Below are 26,580 nucleotides of genomic sequence, written 5' to 3' on the forward strand. Positions count from 1 at the left end.
GAGGTGATGCTGATCGTTCCCGCGAACCCGCTGCGTCCACGCCATCCGGACGAGCACTTCACGGCCGAGGCTGAGGCGGCCCGTGCCGCCGGGTTGCAGGTGGCGGTGGTCGACCACGACGCCTTGGCGCGGGGCGACGACGTACGTCGGGCGGTGGCCTCGGTCTCGGGCAGCGGTGCGGCGGTCTATCGCGGCTGGATGCTGCGCAGTGAGCGGTACGCGGCGTTCGCCGAGGCCCTCGCCGAGCGCGGTGTGGTCTTGAGAACCAGTGGTGAGCAGTATCGGCGGGCCCATGAGCTGCCCGGCTGGTACGCGGCAATTGCGGCGGTCACCCCGGTGTCGGTGTGGACCCGCGGCTCGGATCAGGCAGATCTTGACCATGCGCGCGTCGCGCTCGGGGCGGGACCGGCGGTCCTGCGTGACTACACCAAGTCGATGAAGCACTACTGGGACGACGCGGCCTTCATCCCCGAGGTCGACGATGCGGTGGCCGTCTGGAGAGTGGCGAGCCGGTTCCTGGAGTTGCGCGAGAACGACTTCGTGGGCGGGTTCGTGCTGCGCCGCTTCGAGCGGTTCACCTCCGCCGAGGTACGCACCTGGTGGGTCAACGGCGACTGCGTCCTGATCGGCCCACATCCGGACACCCCGAACGACTGCCCTTCGGCCGAGGTCGACCTGGAGCCGGTCGCCCCGATGATCGCTGGGCTCGGGTTGCCCTTCGTCACAGTGGACCTCGCCCTACGCGCCGACGGTGTGTGGCGGGTCATCGAACTCGGCGACGGGCAGGTCAGCGATCGACCAACCACCATCGAGCCCGAAGCGATGATCGCCGCCCTACTGGGCCCGCCACGCCCATAGCGTGCCCCGGAGTGAAGGGATCGAAGCTGCCGGGGTAGACGGCTAGCACCCGTACACGGCCGGGGGTCCATGCTGTCGGATGCGACGATTCGGGTGTCACGGCTGCAGGACCCGCTCCGCATCGCGGATGACCTGCTCCGAGGCGATCGGGCCCCACGAGGCGAACAGCTCCCGGAAGTAGGCCCCGTGCCGGTCCGCCACCGCGGGATCGTGCTCGATGACGTCCAGTTCGTTGACGATGCTCAGGTCCACGAGCGACCGAAGTTGAGTCTCATCGGGCGTTCGCACCTGATCTGTGAAGCGGTCGAACACCTCGCCGGTCCTTGCCAGCTCCCGCCAGCTGCGTCCACGGTCGCAGGCGCCGTACAGGTAGACCAGCTCCTCGGCGTCAGCGCCAACGAGATTCCGCAGCACGGCACGATCGCTCCGATCAAGCAGGGTGAGGTCGAACCCCTCCGTGCCGTAGACGGCGTGGGTGAGGCCCGCGGCTTGCACCTTCCTGTTGCAGCCCAGCACGGCGAGTCGTTCGCTGACTCGACAGAGGTGGGCGTACAGGTTGCCTCCGGGATGGGCGATCTGCTCAGCTCCATGCCGGCGGAGCCAGACGCGCACGCCGTCGTCGGTGCTCATGGTCCGACTGTAGGTATCGGTCGTCGGATTCTGTGGTCGCCGGTCGTGGGCAATATGTCACAGCGCCGTGGGCACGCCCGGCGACGCGGCGACCGCGCGCACGTCGGCGCGATCGAAAATGCGCGGTACGCGGAACGCTGGTGCCGCACACTCGCCATCATGCTGGCATCGGTTCGTAGCGTCGGTGATCTGGCCGCTGCGCAGGCGCAGGGTCATCGGGTCAAGTTCCTGTTCTTCTGGGGGCACCAGCCCGAGCGCGACGGGAATGTCGGCGCGGGCTGCTTGAGCCAGTGGTGGCCGGCGCCGTTCACCGCCGACAAGCTGCGGTTCGCCACTGCGGAGCACTACATGATGTGGCGCAAGGCCACCCTGTTCGGCGACCGCACGATGGCGGAACAGATCCTCGCCGCGCCGCATCCCCACGCCGCGAAGGTGCTGGGGGGACGCGTCGCGGGGTTCGATCAGCAGACGTGGAGCGAACACCGCTTCGCGATCGTGGTGGCCGGCAACCTCGCGAAATTTGATCAGCATCCCGCGCTACGGGCGTTTCTGCTGGCTAGCGGGCAGCGAGTCCTGGTGGAGGCCAGCCCGGTCGATCGGATCTGGGGCATCGGCCTGAACGTCGACGGCCCGGCTGCTGGCGACCCCGGCTGTTGGCGAGGGCTCAACCTGCTCGGCTTCGCGCTCATGCAGGTGCGTGAGGCGCTCAAGGATCAAGGTCGGCAGGGGACGGTGCCGGCGTGACTCCCGGCTTCGCCGGACGCCCGATGATCTTCCTTGATGTGGACGGACCGCTGATCCCGTTCAAGGCCCGGCCGGTTGGCCAGGCGCGTCCGTCGGGCGGTACCGCTCGACGGCAGGCGGAAGATACCGGCAACCCCCTCCTTGATCGTCTCAACCCAGATGACGGTCGTCGCCTGCTCGCGTTGGAGGGCGAGTTGGTCTGGGCAACGACGTGGATGGCGGAGGCGAACGAGGTCGTCTCCCCCCGGCTCGGGCTTCCGGACCTGCCCGTCGTTGATTGGCCCGACGACGACGAGGAGACGGGGGGTGGCCTGCACTGGAAGACCGCGTTCCTGACCCGGTGGGCAGTGGGTGGCCCCTTCGTGTGGCTTGACGACGAGATCACCGACGCCGACCGTCGATTCGTGAGGGCTCACCACCCGGCGCGGGCGCTGCTGCATCGCGTTGACCCGTACACGGGCCTGACCGAGGCGGACTTTGCCGTCGTCCACCGATGGCTTCGGGACGGTCAAGGCACGTTCTGACCGGGGCTGTGGACGACGGGTGGCGTGAGCGGAGTCGTGGGGGAGCGGCCATGGTCGATCCCTTGACACTCGTAGATGCGATCGCTAACACTTGTCCGCAACGCGAACTTAACGAACCGAACACATTGTGTCTGTGGTCGTGTGAGCGCCAGTGGCACCGCATGCGAACACTCCACCCCACCGCCAGGTCGCCCAAGCCTGAGCCTGGATACCGCCTGCTCTTGTTAACGCTAACATAGATGATCTTGCGAGAGGGGTCGGGATGGTGATTCTGTCGGGAGCATCGACCAAGCGTCTACGTGCCCTTCTCGTGCTGTCCGCCGTGGCCGCCGCAACCGTCGTGGTGGTGGCCGACGGGCCGGCGCACGCCGCCACGCTGGCGACCGGCGCCGTCTCGCTGGAGGCGGTCAACCAGGCCGGACGGTACGTGCGCCACATCGACTATCTCGGTCAGCTCGACCCGGTGACCTCCAGCAGCGCCAACCAGACCAAGCTCGATGCCACCTTCACAGTGGTAAACGGTCTGGCGTCGCCGACCTGCTACTCGTTGCAGACCAGGACGGGCATGTTCCTGCGGCACCGCGACTACCGGCTCCGGGTCGACCCGAACACCGGTGACGCGGCGTTCCGGGCCGACGCCACCTTCTGTGCCGTGGAGGGCTCGGTCAGCGGATCGGTGGCGCTCGTCTCGTACAACTACCCGAGCCGGCGGATCCGGCACCGCGACTACGCACTCTGGCTCGACGCCTACCAGGACACGGCCGCGTTCCGTGCGGACAGTGCCTTCCGCCTCGTCGCACCCTGGGTGCCCAAAACCACAAAGGGCCCGGTGATTCCGGGCCTCTTCGCCGACCCGCACCTCACGGTGTTCAACGGCCGCTACTACCTGTACCCCACCACCGACGGCTACGCGAGCTGGGCCGGCACCTACTACAAGGCGTTCTCCTCGACGGACCTGGTCAACTGGACCGACCACGGCGTGATCCTCGACCACGGTCCGGACGTGTCCTGGGCGGACAACTCGGCCTGGGCGCCGGCGGTGGCCAGCGCCAACGGCCGCTACTACCTGTACTTCAGCGGCGGCGCGGCCAGCGGCAACACGGCCAAACAGCTAGGCGTGGCGGTGGCCGACAACCCCACCGGCCCGTTCCGTGACGCGCTGGGCCGGCCGCTGATCCGCAGCGACCAGTTCTCCGGCGGGCAGACGATCGACCCCATGGTGTTCACCGACGACGACGGCCAGTCCTACCTGTACTGGGGGCAGGGCGTCGCGCGGGCGGTGCGGTTGAACGCCGACATGGTCTCCTTCGACGCGGCGCAGGCGCGGGTCATCACCCCGTCGGGCTACAACGAGGCGCCGTTCGTGTTCAAGCGCAACGGTCTGTACTACTTCATGTGGTCGGAGAACGACACGCGCAGCGAGGACTACCGGGTCGCCTACGCCACCGGCTCCTCACCCCTCGGGCCGTGGACAAGGCGCGGCGTGGTGCTGCAGAAGCGCCTCGACGTCGGCATCAAGGGCACCGGTCACCACTCTGTGGTCCGCGCACCCGGCAGCGACACCTGGTACATCGCCTACCACCGTTTCGCCGTGCCGACCGGCAACGGCACCAACCGCGAGACCGCCATCGACCGGATGGAGTTCAGCACCGACGGCACCATCCGGCCCGTCGTACCGACGCTGTAGCTGACTGGTAAGCCCCTGCGCGAAGGAGAGAGACACATGTCGAGAGTCCTCGCCCGGCTCTGCGCGGTTGCGGTGGCCGCGAGCCTGCTGTTCACCACCTGGTCGGCGGCGACACCGAAGGAGGCGGCCGCGCTCGACCCGACCGTCGGCTACCTGATGGCGCACTTCACCGGCGAGTCGTCGACCGACCAGCAGATCTACCTCGCCCACAGCACCGACGGCCTACGCTGGACCGACCTCAACAACGGTGGACTCGTGCTGCGTTCCCCCATCGGCACCCGGGGCGTCCGGGACCCCGCCCTGGTCCGCTCGCCGGCCGGCGACCGGTACTGGATCATCGCCACCGACCTGTGCATCGCGTGCGGTCAGGACTGGTCGAGCGCGATCAACAACGGCAGCCGGAGCCTCGTCGTGTGGGAGTCCACCGACCTGATCAACTGGTCGGCGCCGTGGCTGCTGAACGTCGCCGGCGCGATCCCGGACGGACGCAACGCCTGGGCCCCGGAGGCGATCTGGAACCCGGACACCGGTGACTACGTCCTCTACTGGGCGACGAACGTCCCGCTCAACGGCGCCACCAAGCACCGCATCTACTACGCGCGCACGACGAACTTCCGCAGCGTCACCACACCGCAGATCTACGTCAACCGGCCGGGAAACCAGGAGATCATCGACACCCAGATCGTCGAGGTGCCAGCCGGTGTCGGCGCCTACCGCTACGTCCGGGCCTCCCGGGACGCCCAGATCACCCTCGAGGGCAGCAACTCGCTCCTCGGCACCTGGACGAACCTCGGAAACCTGTCCGGCATCGGGCTGACCGGCGCCCAGGTCGAAGGCCCGATGTGGATGAAGATCAACGCTCGCAACGAGTGGGTGCTCTACCTTGACCAGTACTCCAGCGGGCGCGGTTACCTGCCGGTCCTGACCACCAACCCGTCGAGCCCGAGCGCCTACCGACTGCCGGCTTCCGGCTCGTACGCGATGGGCGGCACCAAGAAACGGCACGGTTCCATCCTCAACCTGACCGCTGCCGAACAGAACAAGGTGCTCGCCCGCTGGCCCGCCACCGCTGTCAACCGGATCCAGTCGTACAACTTCCAGGACCGGTACGTGCGGCACTACGACTACGACGTCCGCATCGACCCGAATGTCAGCCCTGCCCAGGACGGCCAGTGGCGGGTGGTGCCCGGCCTGGTCGGCTCCGGCACGGTCTCCATCCAGTCGGTCAACTATCCGGGCCACTACCTGCGCCACTACGGGTTCGACTTCCGGTTGGAAGCCAACGACGGCACCGCCACCTTCGCCGCCGACGCCACCTTCCGGCAGGTCGCCGGTCTCGCCAACTCCTCGTGGACGTCGTTCCAGTCCTACAGCCACCCGGACCGCTACCTCCGGCACTACGCCTACCTGCTCCGGCTCGACCCGGTGTCCGACGCGCAGAGCCGCGCCGACGCCACCTTCCGCGTGACCAGCTGACCCTGGTCCCTCTTCAAGGAGTTTCGACTGTGGCATTACATCGACGGGTGCTCTCCGCCCTGGTAGCCGCGTTGACGGCGATGGTTGGCATCGTCGCCGTCGCGTCCTCGCCGGCCACCGCCGCCACCAACCAGTTCCGAGGCATGAACTGGGCCATGTTGGGTGACAACTTCAAGACCAGCCCGCTCGTCGTGCAGGGCCTGAGCATGTCCGACAGCAACGCAACAGTGCGGGCCAAGGCCAATGCGCTCTACGACGACATGGCGTCCACCATGGGGGTCAACACCATCCGGCTGCCCATCAACACCCACACGGTGGGGACGGCCTGGTGGGAGGCGTACCGAGGCGCCATCGACGCGGCCACCGCCCGCGGCTTCAAGGTCATCCTCGCCTACTGGGAGGACGGTGCCGCTTCCGGCGGCAGGATCACGAACCTCGCCGCGTGGAACGCGATGTGGTCCACAGTGACCAACACGTACGGCACGAACACCAACGTCTACTTCGAGCCGATGAACGAGCCACACGGCTACAGCTCGGCGGAATGGCGCACCGTCGCGGCGAACTGGCTCACCTACCACTACTCGGCGGTGCCCGGCCGGGTGCTGATCGGCGGCACCGGCTTCAGCCAGGACCTGCGCGACATCTGCAACGACAGCCGCTTCAACTCGACGCTGCTGTCCTTCCACTACTACGCCTTCTTCTACGGCGCGATGACCTACGACGCCTTCCGCAGCCACATCCAGGCCCGCCTCGGCAACTGCGCCTCCCGCGCGGTCGCGACCGAGTTCGGCGCGCCCATGAACGACGGCCGCAACTACGCCGACGCGGGCAGCACCGACAACTTCGTGCGCTACATCCGCGCCATGGCCCAGGTCATGCGCGACAACCAGATGGGTGGCACCTACTGGCCCGCCCTCGGAGGCAAGACCGGCACCATCGGCTACGACTGGTACTCGATGTTCGCGCTGAGCGGCAGCGGCACCGACCTCAACCTGGCCGTCCGCAACACCTCCGGCGCCGACCGCATCCGGTACGGGTGGGGCGACACCGTCGGCGGCGACCCGACGACGCCCCCGCCGTCGACGGGCACGTTCTACCGGATCAACGTGCGGCACAGCGGCAAGGCCATGGACGTCCAGTCACCGAACACCGACAACGGCGCGCGCATCGGCCAGTACACGTACGGCGGTGGTGCTTGGCAGCAGTGGCAGTTCCAGGACGCCGGCAGCGGCTACTGGCGCATCGTCAGCCGAAACAGCGGAAAGTGCCTCGACGTGGTGAGCGCATCGACCGCCGACGGCGCCGAGCTCGTCCAGTACACCTGCGGCACCGGCACCAACCAGCAGTTCCAGATGGTCGCGAACGGCAGCTACTTCCAGCTCCGGGCACGGCACAGCAACAAATGCGTGGACGTGCCGGCAGCGGCGACAGCGGACGGCGTTGTCCTCAAGCAGTATTCGTGCAACTCCGGCACCAACCAGCAGTGGTCCCGCACCACCGTCTGACGGTCGTCTGGACGCAACGGCCGCTCCACTGTGGCCTGTCGGGCTGCGGGCGAGTCGGTACTCGACTGAGCCCGTACCTGTGAAGGTCTCCCAGACGATCGGCAGCGTGGGGATCGGCGAGCCGGCGGTGACAGCGTTTGCGCTGTCACCGCCGGCGGGGCCTATCCAGCGGCAGTTACGGCAGCGGACGGCCGAGCCGGGCACAGGTAGGGGTTCCGTAGGTTCCGCCAGTGAAGGCGGGGAACTTCAGGGACGCCCGTGACTGCGGCCCGAACTGGCCGTCCGCGGTGATGCCCGCCTTGCTCTGGGCGAACTTCAGCGCGTTGAAGGTCAATTGGCCGAACGCCGCGTCATCGCTGAGCAGCGCCTTGCCGGCGGGTGCGAGGTAACAGTCGTTCAGGGCCCACTGGAGGGCCAGCGTGCCCGGCCCGGCGTCGCCCCAGACCAGCGAGCATGGCAGGACGCCGTACTTGCCGATCGGCGCGGCGGCCTGATAACCCGCCTGGTTGCTGACGACGGTGTAGGACTCGCATTCCGGCTGACTGCGAGCGTGGGCGGGGCTGGCGGCGACGAGCGTGCCCGCGAGCACGGTCATGAGCAATGCGAACAGTGCTGCCAAACGCTTCATCGAGTTCTCCTTCATCGCAGTGTCGTCCGGTGCCCGGGCCCCCGTCGGGCTTCTCCCGGGCAGCCGGACTCCTCGGCGGACACGCACCGCACGGCTCGTGTCCTGAAGTCAGGCTGGTTCGGCGCGAGGTTGTCCGACAGGGCGGCGGCTCCGGACAAACAACGTCGGACAATCCTTCCGGCGTTTGCGCAGCTCGGTCAGCGACTCGGCGGTGGTCCGCAGGAAGGGTCGTACCGCTCTGAGGGGATGTGCCTCGCCCATTCCTGCCGGGTCAGCTCACGGCCGGCAGTGGCGCAGATCTGGGCCCTGGCGGCGCGGAGATCGAACGACCAGCGGATGATTCGGCCGTCCTCGGCGCCGGAGATGAGAGTTCCGGCCGCGGTGAAGGCGAGCCCGCGGACTCTCGCGCCATGGCCGCTGAGGGTCGTCACCCGTCGCCGGGTGACGGTGTCCCAGACGACGATGGTGCGGTCGTCGCCGGCGGACGCGATCCTGCGGCCGTCGCGGCTGAAGGCGAGGACCTGAACGGGTGCGGTGTGGCCGTGCAGAACGGCGAGTTCGCTGCCGGTCGCGGCGTCCCAGAGCTTGACGCTACGGCTGTCGCCGGCGGTCGCGAGCAGAGCGCCGTCAGGGCTGACCGCGAGGTCCTGCACTGTGCCCTGCTGGCTCTTCACTCGGCCGAGAAGTTTGCCGGTGGTGACGTCCCACGTGTTGACGAAGCCGCCCACGCTCGCGCCCAGGAGACGGCGGCCGTCCGGGGTGAAGGCCAGCGACGTGACGATCTGCGCCGGGAACCTGGCTGTGATGTCGGTCGGGTTGTGGATATCGCCGACGTCCCAGACGAAGGGGCCGAGCGTGGCGGCTGCGACGAGACGACCACCAGGATCGAAGGCGACGTCGGTGGACGCACCGATTCCCTTGGACACGATCGGTCGTGTGGCGTGTCGTCGGCGTTGGAGATCCCAGATCGTGATGATGTTGTTCCGGGTCACGGCGGCGAGCCGGAGCCCGTCGGGGCTGAACGCGACGGCCTGCACCTCGTCAGCGTGCCCGGCGAGGACGGCCACTTGTTCACCGTCGGTGTCCCAGAGGCGCACTGTGCCGTCGCTGCCCGCCGAGGCGACACGGGTTCCGTCCGGGCTGATCTTCAGGTCCTTGACCTGCGCCGCGAAACCGCTGAACGGGGCGTCCTTCAGATTGTGGAGCACGATGGTTCCGTTGAAGCCCGCCGAGGCGAGCATCGCCCCGTCCCGGCTCAGTGCGACGGACACCGTTTCGGTGCGGCCGCGGTCCTGGAAGGTCTGCAGGGACTCGCGGCGTCGCACGTCCCAAATGGTGATCGCGCCGTTCTCGTCAGCCACGGCGAGCTTGCTGTCGGTAGGCGCGGAGATGGTCCATGCGTAGCGGCCGGCCAGCGGTAACGGCGGAAGGCGGACCGGCTGACCGCCGGCAAGATCCCACAGGTACACCCCGCGGTCGTCGGCGGAACCCGCGAGGACGTACCCCGAGGGACCGAAGGCGACCGAGAAGACATGCTGGGCGGGCAGTCTGGCGAACACCGTGCCGGTCGCCACACGCCAAGCGGCAGGGTGCTCCACCCCGTCGCTGGAGACGAGGATCGCGCCGTCGTGGCTGAACGTGAGCGACCTGACCGGACTCCGGTGCTCGCGGAGCACTGTGCGAGTTGTGGTCCGCAGATCGTAGAGGGCGATGTCGCCGGCACGGCCGGCATTCGTGCCGTTGCCGGGACCGCTGGTGAGGCCGACGGCGAGCGTGGTCCCGTCGGGACTGAAGGCCATGCCCGACCCGAGGCTGTTCTCCGTCAACCGGGTCTTCTGTTGGCGCGTCGCCACGTCCCAGATGATGATGGACTTGTCGATCCCGACGGAGGCGAGCAGCCTTCCGTGGTCGGCGAAGGCCAGGTCGGCGGTCCGACCCGTGTGGCCCGAGAGGGTGGCGATCCGCTCGCCACGTGCCGGGTCCCACAATCCGATGGTGCCGTCACCGGCCGCGGAGGCCAACAGGGAATGGTCCGGGTTGAACGCGACCGTGTAGATGGACGGCCCACCGACGTTGAGTTCGATGCGGCGGGGCGCGGCCGCCGCGCTGAGCACGCTGCCCTGGGTCTCGGTGTTCGAGTTGAGGTGGTCGGCCTCGACGGCCAGCAGGCCGGCCAGATCGGGATCGGTGGCGAGCAAGGATCGGGCTTGCAGCGACAGCTCGCTGGAGAGCGTGGCCACCTGCTGTCGGCGGGCGTCCTGACGTTGTCGTATGGCGACGCCGCCGCCCAGCAGGGCGAGTACGAGCAGGGTGGATATGCCTGCGACGAAACGCTTGAACAGGCGGGCCTGACGCCGGCCGGCGTTCTGCTCGGACTCGGCGAGAGCGGAGCTGGCGAGCAGGAAGGCGCTTTCGAGTTCGTTGAGCTCCTCCGGACGGTCGTCGGCCAGGGCCTGCGCGCCCAGGAGTTGGGTCCCCCGATACAGGGCTCCGGCATCACGATCGAGCGTCGCCCAGGTGTGCGCGGCTTCGGTGAGTCGCCGGTGGATCAGCAGGTTTGCCCGATCATCGGTCAGCCATCGGTGTAGCCGCGGCCAGGCCCGGATGAGCGCCTCATGGGCCACCTCCACCGTGCCGTCGCCCATGACCACCAGACGGGATTCGGCCAGCTGGTCCAGAACTCGGGCGGTGACCGCCTCGTCGGCGATGCCGTCGAGTTCGGTACGCATGATGGGCCGCCGGGTGTCCTCGGTACCGTCGCCCAATGCGGTGAGCCGCAGGAAGATCCTGCGGGCGGCTTGTCGCTCGGCTGCCCCGAAGTCGCCATAGGCCCGCTCGGCGGTCTGGGCGATCGCCCCGCGCACGCCGCCGCTCGCCTGATAGGCCGACAGGGTGAGAGTTTCCCCGCTTCGCCGTTGCCAGGTCTCGAGGAGCGCGTGCGAGACGAGCGGCAACGCGCCCGGCTCGTCGGCGGCATCGGCGAGCACCGTGCTGACCAGGTCAGCTTCGACGCCCATGCCGACCTGGGCGGCGGGCCGAATGATGATCTCCCGCAGGTCGGTGGCGCTCACCGGCCGCACCAGGAGGTGCGCGTCGTCGTCCAGCGCGACGGCCAGGTTCGGATACTGCATGAGGTGGGCGAGGAAGTCGGCGCGTACCCCGAGTACCACCGTGGTGCGGCGATCGGGCCCCTGCGCGGCGTCCAGCAGCGCCTCGATGAACCGGCGGCGTTCCGCCTTGTCGGGGCAGAGTGTGAACACCTCCTCGAACTGATCCACCACCAGCAGCACGCGGGTCTGCGGCGGGCCGCCCGCCAGTGTGCTGCGCACCGCGATGTCGAGCGCGGCGGCATCCACCGCCAGGTCCTTCCGGATCTCTGCTGCATCCTGGCCGGTCAACTTCGCGACCCCGGCGGCCAACGCCTCCAGCGGGTGTTCGGTCGGCGTCAACAACATCGTCTGCCACCGCTGGGCGAGCCCACTGTCGGCGGTGATGGCTCCCAGCAGACCGGCCCGCAGCAACGAGGACTTGCCGCTTCCGGAAGCCCCGACCACAGCGGTCAGGCACCGCTGATCGGCCCGTGTCAGCAGCCGTTCGACCAGCTCCGTACGGCCGAAGAACAGCTCCGCCTGCTCGGGCTGGAACGCCGTCAGCCCCTGATATGGGCAGCGATGCGCGGTGGTCTCGGCGGTGCCGGAGGCGACCGCCGCTTCGGCGATGGCCGACCACCGTGCCCGCCACTCGGCCGGGTCGCCGCCACAGGCCTGGACGTACCCGAGCGTCACCTCCAGCGACGGCAGCCGGTCACCCTTCGCCGCGTCCGCCAACGTGCTCGCCGAGTAGTGCGCGCGCCGAGCCAGGAGCCGATAGCTCGGGTTGCCCGCGTGCTCCCGCAACTGTCGTAGCTGCCACGCCAACCGTTGCACCGGGCCCGCCGTCGGGTCCACGGGCTTCTCCGGACGGCCCAACACCCACCTCCGCATACTGGGCCGTAACTCTGGCCGCGCGACCATGGCGAGCTTCGGCACGGGCGCCCATCGCATCGGGCCAGAAGAAGTATCCAGTTGCGGCGATGCGGTTGCGGCCTCGGGCTCGGTCCGTGCCGGCAGGCAGCAGGTGACGACTGTCCGTTCGGAGCGGGGGAACACTCGCCTGGGCATGGCGTTGCGCTACCGTCAAGGCGCGCACCTCGGCGTCGATCAGTCCACGGCCGCCGGCCGTCGATGGCCCGCAGGACCCCACCACATCCAAGGAGAAGCCGATGCCGGAGCCCGAACCCGCCCAAGACGACCCCGCGGCGGCTGCCGACACCTCGACAACGGCCGAGACCGAGACCGAGCAGCCGGCCGTTCCCGCGAATCGGGCTGCCCGACGCGCGAAGGGCAAGGTGGCCTCGCCTCAACCGCATGGAAAGGGTCAGCACCTCGGCGGCCGCGGCTCGGTCCAGAGCCCTCGCCAGTATGGTAACCGCCGTAGCGGTTGATCGGCAGATCCCGCCACGGCGCTCGCTATTGCGACCCGACCGGCCCCGGAACCTCTGCGCGGTCCAGAACCGGTGCGTCGTACGGCGATCGACCACAGTGGAATCCGGAAGCTCGCATCAGTCGGCTTCGTCGGCGACCACGGGTAAGGTTTTGGTGCTCGACACGTACGGGCATCGGCGGCACGTCGTCGGGGCGGGAGCGGCCAGCCCGGTGGCGACGGACCGTGGGAGGGAGCGACGGTGGCGCAGCGGAGAGCACTCGTGGTTCGGGGCGGTTGGGAGGGGCACCAGCCGGTCAAGGCGACGGAGTTGTTCCTCCCCTTCCTCGAACGTAGCGGCTATGCCGTACGGGTCGAGGAGTCGACGGAGATCTACGCCGACGCCGCCGAGATGGCCGAGACCGACCTCGTCGTGCAGTGCATGACGATGTCGCAGATCACCGCTGACCAGGTGGCAGGCCTCAGCGCGGCGGTCATCGCCGGCACGGGCTTCACCGGCTGGCACGGCGGCATCGTCGACTCGTTCCGCGCGTCATCCGAATACCTGCATCTGGTGGGCGGCCAGTTCGCGACCCATCCGGGCCGGGAGCCGTGTGAGCGTCACGGTGGCCCGGAGGACAACTTCCTGCCGCACACCGTGCGCGTCACCGACCTCGGCCGGGAGCACCCGATCACTGCGGGCATCGAGGACTTCGACCTGGTCACCGAACAGTACTGGGTGCTGCACGATGACCTGATCGACGTGCTGGCCGTGACCACCCACCCGACGCAGGCCTGGCATCCGTGGCGTCGGCCGGTCACCTCACCGGCGATCTGGACCCGACAGTGGGGTGCCGGGCGCATCGTCGTGACGACCCCGGGACACAGCCTCGACGTGCTGGAGCACGCGGACGTCCGTACCGTGATCGAGAGGGGGATGGTGTGGGCGACCCGCACCGCGTCGGCGTCATAGGTCTCGGGGTCATCTCCCGCGCGTACCTGGACACACTCGCGGACCACCCTGAGGTCGACATCGTCGCGGTGGCCGACCTCGACGCCTCCCGGTCGGCCGAGGTCGCGGCCACGATTCCTGGAGCCGAGGCGATGAGCGTCGAGCGCCTGCTCGCCCGCCCGGACGTGCAGACGGTGCTCAACCTCACCATCCCCGCGGCGCACGCCGACATCTCGCTGGACACGGTCGACGCCGGCAAGAACGTGTATGGGGAAAAGCCGCTCGCCGTGACGTTTTCGGACGGCCGCTCGATCATCGATCGGGCCGCGTCGGCCGGCGTCCGCGTCGGGTGCGCGCCGGACACCGTCCTGGGTACGGGTACGCAGACGGCGCGGGCGGCGATCGACGGCGGGCTCATCGGCCGCCCGATGTCCGCGTCGGCCGTCATGGTCACTCCGGGACACGAACGCTGGCATCCCAACCCCGACTTCTACTACGCCCCGGGCGGCGGCCCGCTGCTGGACATGGGGCCGTACTACATCTCGGCGCTCATCCACCTGCTCGGGCCGGTCCGGGCGGTGACCGGAGCCGCCAGTCGCCTGCGCGCCGAGCGCGTCATCGGCTCGGGCCCCCGCACCGGCCAGCGGATCCCGGTGGGGGTGGACACCCACCTCACCGGCGTACTCGAGCACACCAACGGTGCGCTCTCCACCATCACGACGAGCTTCGACGGCGTCCGGACGACGGCCGCGCCGATCGAGGTGCACGGCGAGGCCGGCACCCTCGCCGTACCCGATCCGAACTACTTCGACGGTGAAGTCCGCCTCTTCGCGCTCGGCGACACCGAATGGCGCGCTCTCGAACCGCGGGCCGGTTACGCCGAGGCTTCCCGGGGCATCGGTCTGATCGACCTGGTCAGGGCCGACGATCAGCGTCCCCCGCGCGCTGACGGCGAACTCGCACTGCACGTACTCGAAACCATGACCAGCCTGCTGCGGTCCGCGACGGAAGGCCAGCGGATCGAGCTGACGACGGTGGTGGAGCGGCCCGTGCCGGTTCCGCTCACTCCGACCGAGGACTGGACGACGTACCAGGCCTCGTGAGGTGGCCGCATTGACAGGCGGAAGGGCCGGCCTGCGCCGACAATGGGGGAGTGGCACCAGCCTTCGTCCTGCATCACCACCGCAAACCACGACCGCACTTCGACCTGCGGCTCGAAGAAGACGGTGTGCTGCGCTCGTGGGCGGTGCCTCGCGGTCTGCCGGACAGTCCCAGCGACAACCGGCTCGCGATCGCCGTGCCCGACCACGACCTCGATCACCTCACCTACGAGGACGTCGACAAGTCGATCGCCGACATCGGCACCTGGGAGGAGCATGATCGCACCGACCGCCGGATGCTGTTCACGTTGCACGGCCGCACCGGTCGCCGGCGATACGCGCTCATCCGCACCGGCGAGGGATGGCTGCTGCACCTGACCAAGGAACAGCCCCCGGACGAGCACGGATAGATGGCCACTGGCTCCAGTGGTGCTTGTGCCGTGACGGCGTGGACACGGTGTGGTTGCACACCAGATGATGGAAGGCGAGCTAACTCGGATGATCCCCGCGCCGTCATCGACATCGCCTTTGGTGGCTACGAACGGTGGACTACTGAACCCAGACGTGCCACTTACGCTTCTCGCGTGAGCTACGACCTGTACTTCTGGCCGTCCGGGGCAGCGGAGGATCCTCGTCAGCTGGCTGATCGGCTCGCGGACGAATCGGCGGATGGTCTCGGGCCGGATCCCCGTGTCCTGGCGTTCCGCGCCGAGGTGCTTCGCCGCTGGCCGGACCTTGCCGACATGATTGCCCCGTGGCACGACGATCTGGGCTGGCGGCAGCCATGGGGCCACACCGGTCTCGCCGATCGATTCGTCGGCATGACCCTGCCTCATGGGTGGGAGGGCCTCAGCGCATTCGCTGTTCTGGCCAGTGCACACGGGCTCGACTCGTACGACCCGCAGTCGGATCAGCTGGTGTCGCCCAGGCCGCAGCCGCCGAACGAGGCAGTCCGCGACGGCGTGACGCGCGTCGAGGGGTGGGTGACCGAGGAACACGTCGTACGGTTGCTCCGGCAGATCAGCGCCTCCATCGGGTACGCGTATGACGATCTCGACGAGGCGGCACTGACCGGCGCGCTCGATGACACGAACGACGAAACAGTCGACCGTTGGTTCGAGTACCCGCTTGCCGGCACGCCCACGCTGGTAGTCCGGCTGGCGCAGTCACCCGGTAGCGCAGTTGTCAGTGTGGCCGTCAAGGCAGCATGGATCTGGTGCTGGCCGTACGAATAGAGACCGTTCTGGACGTGTGGTAGCGATTCGCCAGGCGTGGAGGCGCCGGACACGTTGTGGCGGACCGGCTGTGCCGGCGGTCGGTGTGAACCCGTCCCATCACTCCATGTCGGGTACCACCGCCGGCTCGATAGGCCACTAGCATCGCGGCATGGCGACACGGCTTGTGCAGATCAACATGAAGGCTCGGAACGACTCCGCGCTGGGCGGTTTCTGGGCGCAGGCGCTCGGTTGGGAAATCTCCAGTGAGGGACCTGGCGTGACCAACCTCGAACCCGAGGGCGTCGTCTACCCTGACCCCGTCGCTGTCTGCGTCGACCTCGTCGTCTCCTCCGAGCCCAAGACGGTGAAGAACCGCGTGCACGTGGACCTCGCCACCACCTCGGCGGCCCACCAGGCGCAGGTCGTCGCCCGCCTGACGGATCTGGGCGCCACCGTTGCCGACGTGGGCCAGGGTGACGTGCCGTGGACGGTCATGGCCGACCCGGAGGGCAACGAGTTCTGCGTGCTGGAGCCCAGGGCGCTCTACCGGGACACCGGACCGATCGCCGCCGTAGTGGTCGACTGCGCTGATCCGCGAGCCATGGCCGCGTTCTGGAGCGAGGCCACGGATTGGACAGTGCACGAGGTGACCGATCAGGGTGCGAGACTGCGCTCCGCAAAGGGCGTCGGCCCCTACCTGGAGTTCGTCCGTACCCCTGACGTGAAGAGCGTGTGGAACCGCGTCCACCTCGACGTCCGTCCGTACCCCGGTGACGACCCGGAGGTCGAGGCGGCCAGGCTGCGGAGTCTCGGCGCGACCCCCATCGACCTGGGGCAGGACGTCCCGTGGCGGGTGCTCGCCGACCCGGAGGGCAACGAGTTCTGCCTGCTCACCCCGAGCTGACCAACCGGCGACACCGGTGAGCTTCGTTGCGTTGCCGACGGAGAACCGGACGGCGGCGACCGAGTTCGGGCAACGGCCCTATTGCGGCAAAAAGTGACAGTTCCTGGTCGGAACGAGGCCCCACCGCGAACGTTGGCATTAGGGCAACCCGGCTCTATGGTGGGGGCATGCCGCCGGTGACCTTCCGCTCGCCCGCCGCCACCGAGGTGGCGGTGGGCGGTGCTGTGCGCGTGCCGACGGCGACCCGTCCCAAGGCCGACATGCGGGTGCCGGTTGTCCGCTCGCCGCACACCGCGCCCACGCACACAACGTCGTGCCCGATGCGAACCGGCCGAGGCCCACCTGCGGAGTCGTTGCATACCCAGAACGACCGCCAGGGCGAAGCTATCCAAGCTTCGGCCCTTTTTGTTTTTCCCGCCCATTCCCCTTGAAAGGCAGATCATGAGCGTCGATCATCGTCCTACTCTCGACCAGAGTTGGCTGGCTGACCTGCGAGCGTCCCTGGCGGACGACTTCGCCACCCAGACGGCTCGGCTGCGGGAACTGACCGAGCTCAACGCGGACACCGGCGACCCCGGCGAGGCCCACAACCAGGCCGCGCTGCTGCTGGCCACCCGCCAGAACATCGAGCAGATCACCGGTGCGCTGAACCGGATCAGCGACGGCACCTACGGTGCCTGCCACAGGTGCGGCCAGAGCATCCCGGCCGAGCGGCTCGAAATCCTCCCGCACGCTCGCTTCTGCGTGCCGTGCCAGGAGAAGCAGAACAGGTGACATCCGGGTGTGGCTGCCGTGCCAGCTGGCACGGCAGCCACACCGCCGGGTGCGAGAGAGTGCCGGCAGATCCTCAGCCTTTTTGCCGCTCGGTCTTTCGGCGCACGGCCACCGCGGTGACGACCCGAGCCGGATGCCGCAGGTACCACTCGGCCACCGCAAGGTTGATCAACCAGCCGGCGACCACCAGGCCGGCCCTCAGGTTCCCGTCGGGCTGTTCGCCCGTCGCGATGAGGTACGGCGCGTGGGTGAACGCCTGGGTGCCGGCGCCGAGGCCGATCGCGTAGCCGCGCGCCATCCACCTGCGGTGCCGGGCGATGTCCCGGCGTAGCACGGCGGCGAGGCCGAGCAGGATCGCGCCGGCCATGGCCGAGCCGAAGACGAGTCGCATGCCGGCGAGCAGGCCGTTGTCATGGGCCGGCAGGTCGTACGCGACGGCCATCCACAGGCCGGTGAAGGCGACCGTCAGCCCGCAGGGGACGAGCGCGCGGCCGGCACGGCGGTGCCAAGAGTAGCGGCGCAGACGGGGCACGAACTGGAACGCGCCGAGGATCGTGTAGACCACCGCGCCGACGATGTGCAGCACCACCGGCAGCGGATCGGCGACGAAGCGCGCGTTGGTCGGGGTGACGTCCGGTCCGCTGCCCAGCTCGGTCAGGCGTCCGGCGCCGGCGAGCATCGGTATCAGGCCCAGCAGGATCAACGCGGCCGGTAGCCGCCACTCGCGCATCGTCATGCCACCGATGGTGGACGCCGCACCCGCCGCCGCTCATCGGCACAAGGGCCGCGATCGGGTCGACCCATGGTCGGGCACCGTCGTCGTACTTCCGTCGGTCACTAGTGCCGTCGGCGGCGGTTGGTCTCGTACGCCCACATCGCCACCTCGACCCGGTTACGCACCCCCAGCTTGGTCATCAGGCTGGTGACGTGCGACTTGACCGTGCTCAACGTGATGTAGAGCTCGTCGGCGATCTCCTGGTTGGTGCGTCCCCGCGCCACGGCGACCAGAACCTGCTCCTCCCGGTCGGTGAGCGCCTCGACGGGCTGCGTGCGCGGTGCGGCCGGATCCGCGTCGGCGAACGCCTTCAGCAGCCGCGTGGTGACGCTCGGCGCGATCAGCGCGTCCCCGTTGGCGGCGGCGTGCACGGCCTGGCTGAGCAGGTCGGGGCCGGCCTCCTTGAGCAGGAAGCCGCGGGCGCCCGCCCGCAGCGCCGCGTACACGTACTCGTCGAGGTCGAAGGTCGTGATGACGACCACCGCGAGCGGCTCCGGGACCGTTGGCCCGGCGAGCGCCCGGGTGGCCTCGATGCCGTCCATGCCCGGCATCCGAATGTCGAACAGGCACACGTCGGGGCGGAGCCGCCGGGCGAGTTCGACCGCCTGGCGGCCGTCGCCGGCCCCACCGACGACCTCGATGCCGGGCTGCGTGTTCAGGATGATGGTGAGGCCGGTACGGACGATCTCCTGGTCGTCCGCCACGAGCACGCGAACCGTCACGCGCCGACCCCCTCGCGCGGAAGCACGGCCGTGACGGTCCATCCACTGTCGGGATCGGGGCCGGCCTCGAAGGTGCCGCCGAGCAGGTCGGCGCGCTCCATCATGCCCGTCAGGCCGAAACCGGCCGAGCCGGTCGGACGAGCGGCGCCGGCCTCGCCATCGTCGCTGACCCGCAAACGCACGGACGTGTCATCGGCCGCGACGCTGACCTCGATGCGGGTGGCGTGGCGCGCGTGGCGACGGGCATTGGTGACCGACTCCTGGGCTAGGCGGTAGAGCGCGGAGCCGACAGTGGGCGGAAGGTCGTCGAGGTCGCCGCGCAGCTCCACGTCGACGGTCGGACCGGTGCGGAACTGGCCGGCGAGCCGCCCGATGTCGGCGACCTGCGGGTTGGGCGCCAGGTCGGCGGGCTCGTTGCGGCGCAGGACGCGGACCATCGCGCGCATCTCGGCAAGCGCACGGGACGCCTCGGCCTCGATGGTGCGCAGCGCCTCGACGGCGGCATCGGGCTGGGTCGCCGACGCGGCGATGCCGGCCTGGGCGCGGATCGCCATCGCCGACACGTGGTGGGCAACCGTGTCGTGCAGGTCGCGGGCGAGCCGTTCACGCTCCAACAGCTTCACCCGATCGAACTCGCGCAGCCGGGTGGCGGCGCGGAAGCGGATGGCGACACCCAGCGTGGCGGCGGCGAACATCACCGCGAAGCCGGCGACCAGCTCACCACCGTCGATCGAGCCGACCAGGCCGGCGGCTGTCACCTTGGCCACCACGAAGAACGAACCGAGCACGGCTTCCCGGCCGGAGCCCCAGCGGAACAGCGCGTAGACCAGGAGGACCAGGAAGCTCGCAGTGAACAGCTGGCAGGGATCGCCGGGTAGCACGAACGGGGCGACCGTCGTGCAACCGAAAGCAATCACCACCATCGCGAGCGGTGCCGTACGTCGCCACAGGAGCGTGGACAGCAGCGCGAGCGCCACCACGACGCAGCCCACCCGCCAGGGCAGATCGGGTCGGAAGATTCCTTCCACCACGATCGCCGGCGCGAGGGCGGCGATCAGTGCCCAGTCGCGCCACGTCCGCGACGGGGCGGGGGAGACACGCGGCTCGGTCGACACCGCGTGCAGGCGAGGGTGCATGGCACTCATCGTACGAACGGTGGTGCGACTCCAGATCGTCCCAAAGTACGACCCGGGTGGCCGGTCTCTGGGCGGAAGGGCTCGACTACTTGAGCTGGAGCTTGGCGCGGACGGCGGCGGCGTCCGGATGGTCGAGGGCCGTGAAGATGTCCAGTGCCCGCTGCCAGTCGGCCCGGCCGGAAACGGGGTCGCCGAGGGCGTGGCGGGTGTCACCGAGCCGGCTGAGAGTGTCCGCCTCGCCCCAGCGGTCCCCGAGGTCGCGCGTCAGCCCAAGCGTGCGTTCGTAGCACTCCACGGCCCGCCCGTACTGGCCGAGGTGATGGTGTGCGAAGCCGAGGCTGTCCCAGGTGGCGGCCTCACCGGCGCTGTCGTCGAGCTGTTGGAGGAGTTCGAGTGCCTGCTCGCAGTACGCCAACGCCCCGAGGTGCTCGCCGAGCTGGGCAAGGCACCAGCCGACCGCGTTGAGCGCGTCGGCCTGGGCCCGGCGATGGCCAGCGGCCTCGGCCAGCACAAGGGTCCGCTTCGAGTGCTCAAGGGCCTTCCGGGGCTCGCCCTGCCGGTCCCACAGCGACGCGAGGTTCTGGTGCGTACGCGCCTCGCCCTCGGTGTCCCCAGCGCGGACGTACAGGTCGAGGGCCTGTTCGAGGTGGCCCAGCGCGTCGGCGTACTGGTTGACGACGGTGTGGGCGCCGGCGAGGAAGCGGTGCGCGACCGCCTGTGCGATCGGATCGCCGAGGCGCTCGGCGGCGAGCAGGGCCGCGCGGCAGGTCTCGACACGGTCGTGCCAGTGCCCCTGCCGGTCGAGGAACGTGTCGAGGGCCCGTCCCAGCCGCCAGGTGTGCGCGTCGAATCCGGCGCTGGCGGCGTGCCGGAGCGCGGCGAGCAGGACCGGGTGTTCCGCAGCCAACCAGGCCATCGCCTCCGCGTGGGTGGTGGGTCGCTCAGGATGCACGCCGTCAGCGGGCGGCGTCGCGAGGTGGTCGACCGGGTCGCTGTACGGGCGCAGCAGGGCGTCGGCGGTGTGGGTGGTGTGGGTGTAGTGGTCGAGAAGCCGAGTGGTGGCGGCCCGACGGTCCGGCTCGGTATCGGTGCCGTCGCTGAGTTCGGCGGCGTACGCCCGCAACAGGTCGTGCGCCGTGAACCGGCCGGGCCGGTACTCGGCGAGCAGGTTCGCGCGGGTCAGCTCGGTCAGCGACCGGCGGGTTCCTTCCGCCGGAAGACCGGCCAGGCTCGCCGCCGCGGCCACCGTGATGTCCGGGCCGGGGTGAAGGCCCAGCAGCCGGAACAGGTGGGCCGCCGGCGGGGTGAGCGCGGTGTACGACCAGGAGAACACGGCCCGTACCTCACCGACCGCGTCACCTGCATCCAGCACGCCGAATCGCCGACCGGCCGTCCCCAGTTCGGTCGCGAGGACGGCCAGCGGGAAGCCGGACTGCTGGGCTCTGGCGGCGGCGATGCTCAACGCGAGCGGTAGCCGGGCGCAGGCGGCGGTGATCGCCTCGGCGGCATCGGGCTCGGCGGCCACCCGTTCGGCGCCGAGCCGGTTGGTGAGCAGATGACTGGCCGCGGCGCGGCTGAGCAGGCCGAGCGGCAGTGGGTGCGCTCTGTCGAGGCTGACCAGAGAGGTGAGCTGGTTGCGGCTCGTCACCAGCACCACTGTGGTGGGTGTGCCGGGCAGCAACGGACGGACCTGTTCGGCGTCCCGGGCGTTGTCGAGCACGATCAGGACCCGTTTGCCGGCCAGCGCGCTGCGGTAGAGGGCGGCCTGGGCGTCGAGGTCGGCGGGCACCCGGGCTGCCGGCACTCCGAGCGCGTCCAGGAAGCTGTGCAGCGCCTTCGCCGCGCTCAGCGCCTGCCCGCGAGGGTCGAAGCCGCGCAGGTTCACGTAGAGCTGACCGTCGTCGAACCGGTCGGCGACGCGATGCGCCCAGTGTACGGCCAGGGCCGTCTTACCCACTCCGGCGGTGCCCGAGATGGCGGCGACCACGACGGCGGTGGGCGCGGCGACGAACTTGTCGAGTTGGGCCAACTCGTCGTCGCGCCCAGCGAGGCTGGCGACGTCGGCGGGCAACTGCCGGGGCACCATCCGGGCGGGTGCGCGTGGCGCGCGGCGGCGGCTCTCCTCGATCCGGTCCCGGGCGGTGGCCAACGCGCCCTGCTCGGCGGGCGTGGCACCGAGGAGCCGGACCAGGGCGTCGAGCCGGTCGGTGGGCGGCAGCGTCTTTCCGGTGAGGTATTCCGCGATCGCGGTGTGCGACCAGCCGGTGCGGGCTGCAAGCTCGCGATAGGTCAGCTCGCTGTCGCCCTGTTGGCGTGCGTGCCTGCGTCGCAACGCCCGCAACAACCCGGCAAGGTCGTCGGACGTGTGCGCCGTCGCAGCATCCAGCGTCCTGCCCCCCGCCGCCAAAATAGACGTTCGTCAGTGTACGGCGGTGTACGGAATCCCGGCCAGAGGCCCGGCCCGATCGGCGATTCTGCTCGGGTGCAGAGCGCACTGATCGAACCATTGGAGGTTACGTGTCCGTACATCTCAAGCCTCTGGTCCTGGCCCTGACCGTGCTCGCGGCGACGCTCACCGTCCCGGCGGCGGCCGCGTCGGCGGCACCCGGAACGGCCATCTGCAAGACGAAGGCGGCCTGTTCCGACGGCGGCCTGCGCGCGACGTCGTCGGGCGGCTCGGCCCGCACCACCGGTGACATCACCACCAACGCGATCCCGGTGCCCACTCCACCAGCGTTCCCGCCGGGCACCCCCTGCTACCGCGAGGAGGTCTCCGAGCAGGTCTACGAGACGGCGACCTACACCACCATCTACGAGCTGTACTTCCAGGCGAGCGTCTGCCTGTTCTCCAACGAGATCGTGCTGTACGGCCTGGACACGTCCCTCTCCTTCCCCAACGACGTGCAGGACCCCCGACTGACCTCGATGCAGTTCGTCGTGCGGGACCAGGTCGTCAGCTACAGCCCGACCGAAAAGGACGGGTACTCGGAGCTGTGGGTGACGTTCTGCCCCGACCCGGCGCAGCCGAGCGCCTGCCAGCGGTACCTGCACCGGTTGGGCCTCATCTTCAACCCCGCCTGGGTCTACCCGTTCTCCGTGTTCCAGCGCCTGAGCTGACTGTGCGGGCGGCGTTCCTCCCGTGACGATCAGGGCGTCTTCCGCGTAGCTCCGAGGGCGCGGGGCGCCCTGATCACTCGTGCTGGCACCGGTTGCCAGCGGATCACCGCGGCGTTACGTTGAGGTGTCATCGATGAACTTCTACGTCGCTAGGTACGGGGGCCCCGCATGTCCACGTCTGTCACTCGCCGCACCGTCCTGGCCGGTGGGGCCGGTGCCGCCATCGGCCTGGCCCTGCCCGGCGCCGCCGCCCACGCCGGTGGACACCATCCCACCAGCGTGAGCTTCACCCTCGACGCGAGAACGCTCGACGGCGGTGAGCAGGTCACCTCGGTCACCCTCGACACCCGCCGGCTCGGGTCGATCGACCCGGCCGGGCTGACCCCCGGCACGTTCACAGTGCACGCCAAGGCCACCAGCCCGATCCCTGTCGCTCCCGGTGACCAGATCTTCAGCGAGTACGACCTGGACCGCACGGTGACCGCGGCCCGACTCGACCGGCACGGCAACATCGTGCTGGAGTTGAGCCACGCCGAAGGTCAACCCGGCGGTGGCACCCTCGGCTACATCCTGAGCAGGGGCCGCAACGTCCAGCTGGACCTCGTCTACACCATCACCCAGAACACCCCGATCGTCCGCCGGCACGGCTCGCCGGTGACCATCAGCCGCTTCGTGCAGGCAGGGCTGTCGAACCCCGAGGTGGACGCCTTCAGCTACCACGTCTCGGGCTCGGGTATGAAGTACCGGCTGTACTCGCCCGACCACTCGCCCCGGCACGGCCGGCGGCCGCTGATCGTCTGGCTGCACGGTGGCGGCGAGGGCGCCTCGCTGCCGGACGACTACTACGACAACGAGACCACGCTGCGCGCCAACCGGGGAGCGCTCGGCTTCGCCACCCCGCAGGCCCAGCGGATCTTCTCCGGCGCGTACGTCGTCGCTCCGCAGAGCACCTCCTACTGGATGGAGGACGGCCCCCGGTTCGCCCCGCTGATCCGCGAGATCGTTCAGGACCTCGTACGCCGCAAGCGTGTCGACCCGGACCGGATCTACGTGGTCGGCTGCAGCAACGGCGGCTACATGTCCCTGGAGATGACCTCGACCTACCCCGACCTGTTCGCGGCCTCGGTGCCGATCTGCGGTGTCGTCGAGCCGCTCAGCGGGGAGGGCCCGCCGCTGATCACCGACGCGGAGTTGGCGAGGATTCGGACCCCGACCTGGCTGGTCACCTCGCGCGACGACGACACGGTGCCACCCGAGACCAACACGATCCACGCCCACGACCTCATCCCGGGATCGCTGATCAGCCTGTACGACCACGTCGTCTGGAACGGCTACCAGTTCCCCGGTCACTGGTCCTGGATCTACGTGGCCCGCAACGACCCGAGCCTCGACGGCACCCACATCTGGCAGTGGATGGCCCGCCGCCGTCGGTGATTCCGCCGCCGAGCGACGCGGGAGTTCGGCTCCGGGCCGACCGGGTGAGGTCGACCCGGAGCCGCTGACGCTCAGCCGACCTGGGTCAGGCGCCAGTTGTTCCTGGTGCTGCCGTTGTCGGCGTACTGGACGGCCTGGGTGCCCAAGGTGCTGGACCCGTTGAGGATGGCGAGGACCTTGCCGCTGTTGACGTTGCGGATCCGGTAGGAGCCGTCGCTGTTGGCCACCAGGGTCCAGCGGTGGTCGGCGGTGCCGTTGTCGCTCCACTGCAGGACGCGGGCGTTGTCGGCGGTCGACATGTTCTCGACGCCGAGGACCTTGCCGCTGTTGACGTTGCGGAACCGGAACGCGCTGCCGTCGGTGACCCGGACCCAGTTGTGGTCGGCGGTGCCGCTGTCACTCCAGACCACGGCCAGACCACCGTCGGCGGTGGACATGTTCTGTACGCCGAGAACCAGGCCGGTGTCGACGTTCACCAACTTGTAGGTGCCCTCGGGGCTGCTGGTGCCGCTCACATTGGTCACGAAGGTCATCACGCTTCGGGCGGGAAGGGTGACGGTGAGCGAGCCGTTCGACATGCTGAGCGCACCCTGGGGCGCGACGGTCCTGCTCCCGTCGGTCAGCCAGTTCGAGACACTGCCGGACGCGGTGGCGTTGGACAGTGTGAACTGCTGGCTCACCGACGAGGTGTTCTTGTTGATGGCGACGATGACGACGGTGTCGCCACCCCGGTACGCCGAGACGTAGACGTTCGACGCGGGATTCGCCGTCGCGTCGATCCGTACGTATCCGGGTCGGACGAACCTGGCGAAGTGCGCCATCATGGCGCCGCGCTTGCTGATCTGGCCGTCCTCGCGCATGGGACCGTAACTGCGCCGGAGATACCACCAGACGTACGCCTGGAACTCCGCGTCCACCATGGCCCGGTGCACGTGTTCGCCCACGTCGAGCGCCTCGGGCCAGGCGTCACCCGAATTGGTGTTGCTGTTGGGGTAGTAGACCTCCGTCATCCAGAGTTCCTTGCCCGCACCCCTCTGCTTGAAGAGGGGGTAGGCGAAGTTCGCGTACGACGTGCCGTAGAGGTGGGCGCCGATGATGTCGACGTTGGCGAGCGCCGCGGAGTCGTTGAGGATCGGGTCCGACACGGACTTCACGTACTGGAAGGACTCCGGCGCGATGACCCTGGTGCTGATCGAGCCGGCGTTCTCCCGCAGGAACCGGAGCATCTCGGAGGAGGTCCACCACGTCCACTCGGCCGCGTAGTCCGGCTCGTTCTGCACCGATATGCCGTACAGGTTCACCCCGTTGTTGCGCATGTGGGTGGTGAAGTCGTTCAGGTGCGTGGCGTAGGCGCCGTACGAGCTGTATCGGAGTCGCCTCGCGTTGGTCTGGTTGCCGCGGGTGAAGGTCTCGATCATGCTGGCCGGCGGGTTCCACGGCGACGCGAAGACGGTGGCGCCGAGCGCGACAGCGCGCTGCGCGGTCGCCAGGTCGCGGCTCCAGTCCGCCTGGTTCTCGTTGACAGGGATCCTCAGCAGGGAGAACCCCAGCCGACCTTCACCGGTGCCGAATGCCGTGTCCCGCTGGGCGGCGGTCAGGTCGCCGATCCAGGCCGCGTGGGCCATGGCGCCGAAGCCTCGGATCGTCTGCCGTGTTGCGGACGGGTTGATGCTCGCCGGTGCGGCAACGGCTTCGGTGGCCCCCACGACCGTCGCGACCGCTGCGACCGGTACGGCCCCCATCGTCGTCAGCACGGTGCGCCGGGTCAGCCGTTTCCGTTCGCCGGTCACCTGCTCATTCTGATCTTGCGTCATTGTCGTGTCCTCCTGGGTGGTGGTGCGCGCCTGCTCGGTCCCGTTGGCCCGGTCGGCACCGGTCTGCTGCGCTTGTCACGGGGTTCACCGTGGTTCGACGACCGATCCGGCTCTGATAGATC

22 protein-coding genes are annotated in these 26,580 nt (G+C 69.3%); 14 read left to right on the forward strand and 8 right to left on the reverse strand.

Annotated elements, in window-relative coordinates:
• Window positions 1–6 precede the first annotated feature (6 nt).
• Window positions 7–858 carry an ATP-grasp domain-containing protein gene (locus OG598_RS06095; protein ID WP_328653440.1) on the forward strand — a complete coding sequence of 284 codons (852 nt, stop codon included), beginning with the start codon at window positions 7–9 and terminating at the stop codon, window positions 856–858.
• Between the two features lie 96 nt (window positions 859–954).
• On the opposite strand, the gene OG598_RS06100 is transcribed toward OG598_RS06095, so the two are convergent.
• On the reverse strand, window positions 955–1,488 hold the full coding sequence (locus tag OG598_RS06100; protein WP_328653441.1) for a DUF6817 domain-containing protein: 534 nt from the start codon (window positions 1,486–1,488) through the stop codon (window positions 955–957).
• A 159-nt stretch (window positions 1,489–1,647) separates the two neighbouring features.
• On the opposite strand from OG598_RS06100, the gene OG598_RS06105 reads away from it, so the two are divergent.
• The 5 genes from OG598_RS06105 (at window position 1,648) to OG598_RS06125 (ending at window position 7,424) form a co-directional block, all read left to right on the forward strand.
• Window positions 1,648–2,232, forward strand: a complete 585-nt coding sequence (locus tag OG598_RS06105; protein ID WP_328653442.1) for an NADAR family protein — start codon at window positions 1,648–1,650, stop codon at window positions 2,230–2,232.
• Window positions 2,233–2,255: 23 nt separating this feature from the next.
• Window positions 2,256–2,756 carry an HAD domain-containing protein gene (locus OG598_RS06110; protein WP_328655284.1) on the forward strand — a complete coding sequence of 167 codons (501 nt, stop codon included), beginning with the start codon at window positions 2,256–2,258 and terminating at the stop codon, window positions 2,754–2,756.
• Window positions 2,757–3,018: 262 nt separating this feature from the next.
• Window positions 3,019–4,443: a family 43 glycosylhydrolase gene (locus OG598_RS06115; protein ID WP_328653443.1), complete on the forward strand. Its 1,425-nt coding sequence runs from the start codon at window positions 3,019–3,021 to the stop codon at window positions 4,441–4,443.
• A gap of 36 nt (window positions 4,444–4,479) precedes the next feature.
• On the forward strand, window positions 4,480–5,919 hold the full coding sequence (locus tag OG598_RS06120; RefSeq protein WP_328653444.1) for a glycoside hydrolase family 43 protein: 1,440 nt from the start codon (window positions 4,480–4,482) through the stop codon (window positions 5,917–5,919).
• 29 nt (window positions 5,920–5,948) lie between these two features.
• Window positions 5,949–7,424 carry an RICIN domain-containing protein gene (locus OG598_RS06125; RefSeq protein WP_328653445.1) on the forward strand — a complete coding sequence of 492 codons (1,476 nt, stop codon included), beginning with the start codon at window positions 5,949–5,951 and terminating at the stop codon, window positions 7,422–7,424.
• A 175-nt stretch (window positions 7,425–7,599) separates the two neighbouring features.
• On the opposite strand, the gene OG598_RS06130 is transcribed toward OG598_RS06125, so the two are convergent.
• Together OG598_RS06130 and OG598_RS06135 are read right to left on the reverse strand one after the other, a co-directional pair.
• A complete protein-coding gene (locus OG598_RS06130; protein ID WP_328653446.1) occupies window positions 7,600–8,052 on the reverse strand; it encodes a peptidoglycan-binding domain-containing protein in 453 nt (150 codons plus the stop codon).
• A 197-nt stretch (window positions 8,053–8,249) separates the two neighbouring features.
• Window positions 8,250–11,999 (reverse strand): nSTAND1 domain-containing NTPase, encoded by a 3,750-nt coding sequence (locus OG598_RS06135; protein WP_328653447.1) that lies wholly within the window; start codon window positions 11,997–11,999, stop codon window positions 8,250–8,252.
• Between the two features lie 776 nt (window positions 12,000–12,775).
• Here OG598_RS06135 and OG598_RS06140 point away from each other — a divergent pair.
• From OG598_RS06140 to OG598_RS06165, 6 genes are all read left to right on the forward strand, one after another.
• The gene (locus OG598_RS06140; RefSeq protein ID WP_328653448.1) at window positions 12,776–13,486 is read left to right on the forward strand and encodes a ThuA domain-containing protein; all 711 of its coding nucleotides are present in this window, start codon (window positions 12,776–12,778) and stop codon (window positions 13,484–13,486) included.
• Complete coding sequence (locus OG598_RS06145) at window positions 13,456–14,568, forward strand: Gfo/Idh/MocA family protein (protein ID WP_328653449.1); 1,113 nt, start codon at window positions 13,456–13,458, stop codon at window positions 14,566–14,568. Before OG598_RS06140 ends, OG598_RS06145 begins: the two co-directional genes overlap by 31 nt.
• Before the next feature lie 50 nt (window positions 14,569–14,618).
• Complete coding sequence (locus tag OG598_RS06150) at window positions 14,619–14,975, forward strand: DNA polymerase ligase N-terminal domain-containing protein (protein WP_328653450.1); 357 nt, start codon at window positions 14,619–14,621, stop codon at window positions 14,973–14,975.
• Window positions 14,976–15,149: 174 nt separating this feature from the next.
• Entirely contained in the window at window positions 15,150–15,800 is a 651-nt protein-coding gene (locus OG598_RS06155; RefSeq protein WP_328653451.1) for a hypothetical protein, read from the forward strand.
• Window positions 15,801–15,951: 151 nt separating this feature from the next.
• Window positions 15,952–16,686, forward strand: a complete 735-nt coding sequence (locus OG598_RS06160; RefSeq protein ID WP_328653452.1) for a VOC family protein — start codon at window positions 15,952–15,954, stop codon at window positions 16,684–16,686.
• 441 nt (window positions 16,687–17,127) lie between these two features.
• Complete coding sequence (locus OG598_RS06165) at window positions 17,128–17,460, forward strand: TraR/DksA family transcriptional regulator (protein ID WP_266301961.1); 333 nt, start codon at window positions 17,128–17,130, stop codon at window positions 17,458–17,460.
• Between the two features lie 73 nt (window positions 17,461–17,533).
• Here the strand turns inward: OG598_RS06165 and OG598_RS06170 are convergent, their stop codons facing one another.
• The 4 genes from OG598_RS06170 to OG598_RS06185 all read right to left on the reverse strand — a co-directional run bounded on the left by OG598_RS06170 (window position 17,534) and on the right by OG598_RS06185 (window position 22,437).
• Window positions 17,534–18,196 (reverse strand): DUF2306 domain-containing protein, encoded by a 663-nt coding sequence (locus OG598_RS06170; protein ID WP_328653453.1) that lies wholly within the window; start codon window positions 18,194–18,196, stop codon window positions 17,534–17,536.
• Window positions 18,197–18,297: 101 nt separating this feature from the next.
• Window positions 18,298–18,957 carry a response regulator transcription factor gene (locus tag OG598_RS06175; protein WP_328653454.1) on the reverse strand — a complete coding sequence of 220 codons (660 nt, stop codon included), beginning with the start codon at window positions 18,955–18,957 and terminating at the stop codon, window positions 18,298–18,300.
• Window positions 18,954–20,093, reverse strand: coding sequence for a sensor histidine kinase (locus OG598_RS06180; RefSeq protein WP_328653455.1), 1,140 nt, complete (start codon window positions 20,091–20,093; stop codon window positions 18,954–18,956). Before OG598_RS06180 ends, OG598_RS06175 begins: the two co-directional genes overlap by 4 nt.
• Before the next feature lie 85 nt (window positions 20,094–20,178).
• Window positions 20,179–22,437 carry an ATP-binding protein gene (locus OG598_RS06185; RefSeq protein WP_328653456.1) on the reverse strand — a complete coding sequence of 753 codons (2,259 nt, stop codon included), beginning with the start codon at window positions 22,435–22,437 and terminating at the stop codon, window positions 20,179–20,181.
• Between the two features lie 173 nt (window positions 22,438–22,610).
• Here OG598_RS06185 and OG598_RS06190 point away from each other — a divergent pair, with 173 nt between their 5' ends.
• Both OG598_RS06190 and OG598_RS06195 read left to right on the forward strand, forming a co-directional pair.
• Window positions 22,611–23,210 carry a hypothetical protein gene (locus OG598_RS06190; protein ID WP_328653457.1) on the forward strand — a complete coding sequence of 200 codons (600 nt, stop codon included), beginning with the start codon at window positions 22,611–22,613 and terminating at the stop codon, window positions 23,208–23,210.
• Between the two features lie 168 nt (window positions 23,211–23,378).
• Window positions 23,379–24,644: a prolyl oligopeptidase family serine peptidase gene (locus tag OG598_RS06195; protein ID WP_328653458.1), complete on the forward strand. Its 1,266-nt coding sequence runs from the start codon at window positions 23,379–23,381 to the stop codon at window positions 24,642–24,644.
• Between the two features lie 71 nt (window positions 24,645–24,715).
• On the opposite strand, the gene OG598_RS06200 is transcribed toward OG598_RS06195, so the two are convergent.
• Entirely contained in the window at window positions 24,716–26,458 is a 1,743-nt protein-coding gene (locus tag OG598_RS06200; protein ID WP_328653459.1) for an RICIN domain-containing protein, read from the reverse strand.
• Window positions 26,459–26,580 lie beyond the last annotated feature (122 nt).

Origin of the sequence: Micromonospora sp. NBC_00330 (assembly GCF_036136635.1) — a bacterium.
GTDB lineage: Bacteria > Actinomycetota > Actinomycetes > Mycobacteriales > Micromonosporaceae > Micromonospora > Micromonospora salmantinae.

Bases quoted from the DNA above. Each gene is read 5' to 3' on its own strand.
- OG598_RS06170 (WP_328653453.1), bottom strand. From the start codon at position 18,196: ATGACGATGCGCGAGTGGCGGCTACCGGCCGCGTTGATCCTGCTGGGC.
- OG598_RS06100 (WP_328653441.1), bottom strand. From the start codon at position 1,488: ATGAGCACCGACGACGGCGTGCGCGTCTGGCTCCGCCGGCATGGAGCT.
- OG598_RS06195 (WP_328653458.1), top strand. From the start codon at position 23,379: ATGTCCACGTCTGTCACTCGCCGCACCGTCCTGGCCGGTGGGGCCGGT.
- OG598_RS06130 (WP_328653446.1), bottom strand. From the start codon at position 8,052: ATGAAGCGTTTGGCAGCACTGTTCGCATTGCTCATGACCGTGCTCGCG.
- OG598_RS06200 (WP_328653459.1), bottom strand. From the start codon at position 26,458: ATGACGCAAGATCAGAATGAGCAGGTGACCGGCGAACGGAAACGGCTG.
- OG598_RS06095 (WP_328653440.1), top strand. From the start codon at position 7: ATGCTGATCGTTCCCGCGAACCCGCTGCGTCCACGCCATCCGGACGAG.
- OG598_RS06160 (WP_328653452.1), top strand. From the start codon at position 15,952: ATGGCGACACGGCTTGTGCAGATCAACATGAAGGCTCGGAACGACTCC.
- OG598_RS06115 (WP_328653443.1), top strand. From the start codon at position 3,019: ATGGTGATTCTGTCGGGAGCATCGACCAAGCGTCTACGTGCCCTTCTC.
- OG598_RS06180 (WP_328653455.1), bottom strand. From the start codon at position 20,093: ATGCACCCTCGCCTGCACGCGGTGTCGACCGAGCCGCGTGTCTCCCCC.
- OG598_RS06120 (WP_328653444.1), top strand. From the start codon at position 4,480: ATGTCGAGAGTCCTCGCCCGGCTCTGCGCGGTTGCGGTGGCCGCGAGC.
- OG598_RS06165 (WP_266301961.1), top strand. From the start codon at position 17,128: ATGAGCGTCGATCATCGTCCTACTCTCGACCAGAGTTGGCTGGCTGAC.
- OG598_RS06105 (WP_328653442.1), top strand. From the start codon at position 1,648: ATGCTGGCATCGGTTCGTAGCGTCGGTGATCTGGCCGCTGCGCAGGCG.
- OG598_RS06110 (WP_328655284.1), top strand. From the start codon at position 2,256: ATGATCTTCCTTGATGTGGACGGACCGCTGATCCCGTTCAAGGCCCGG.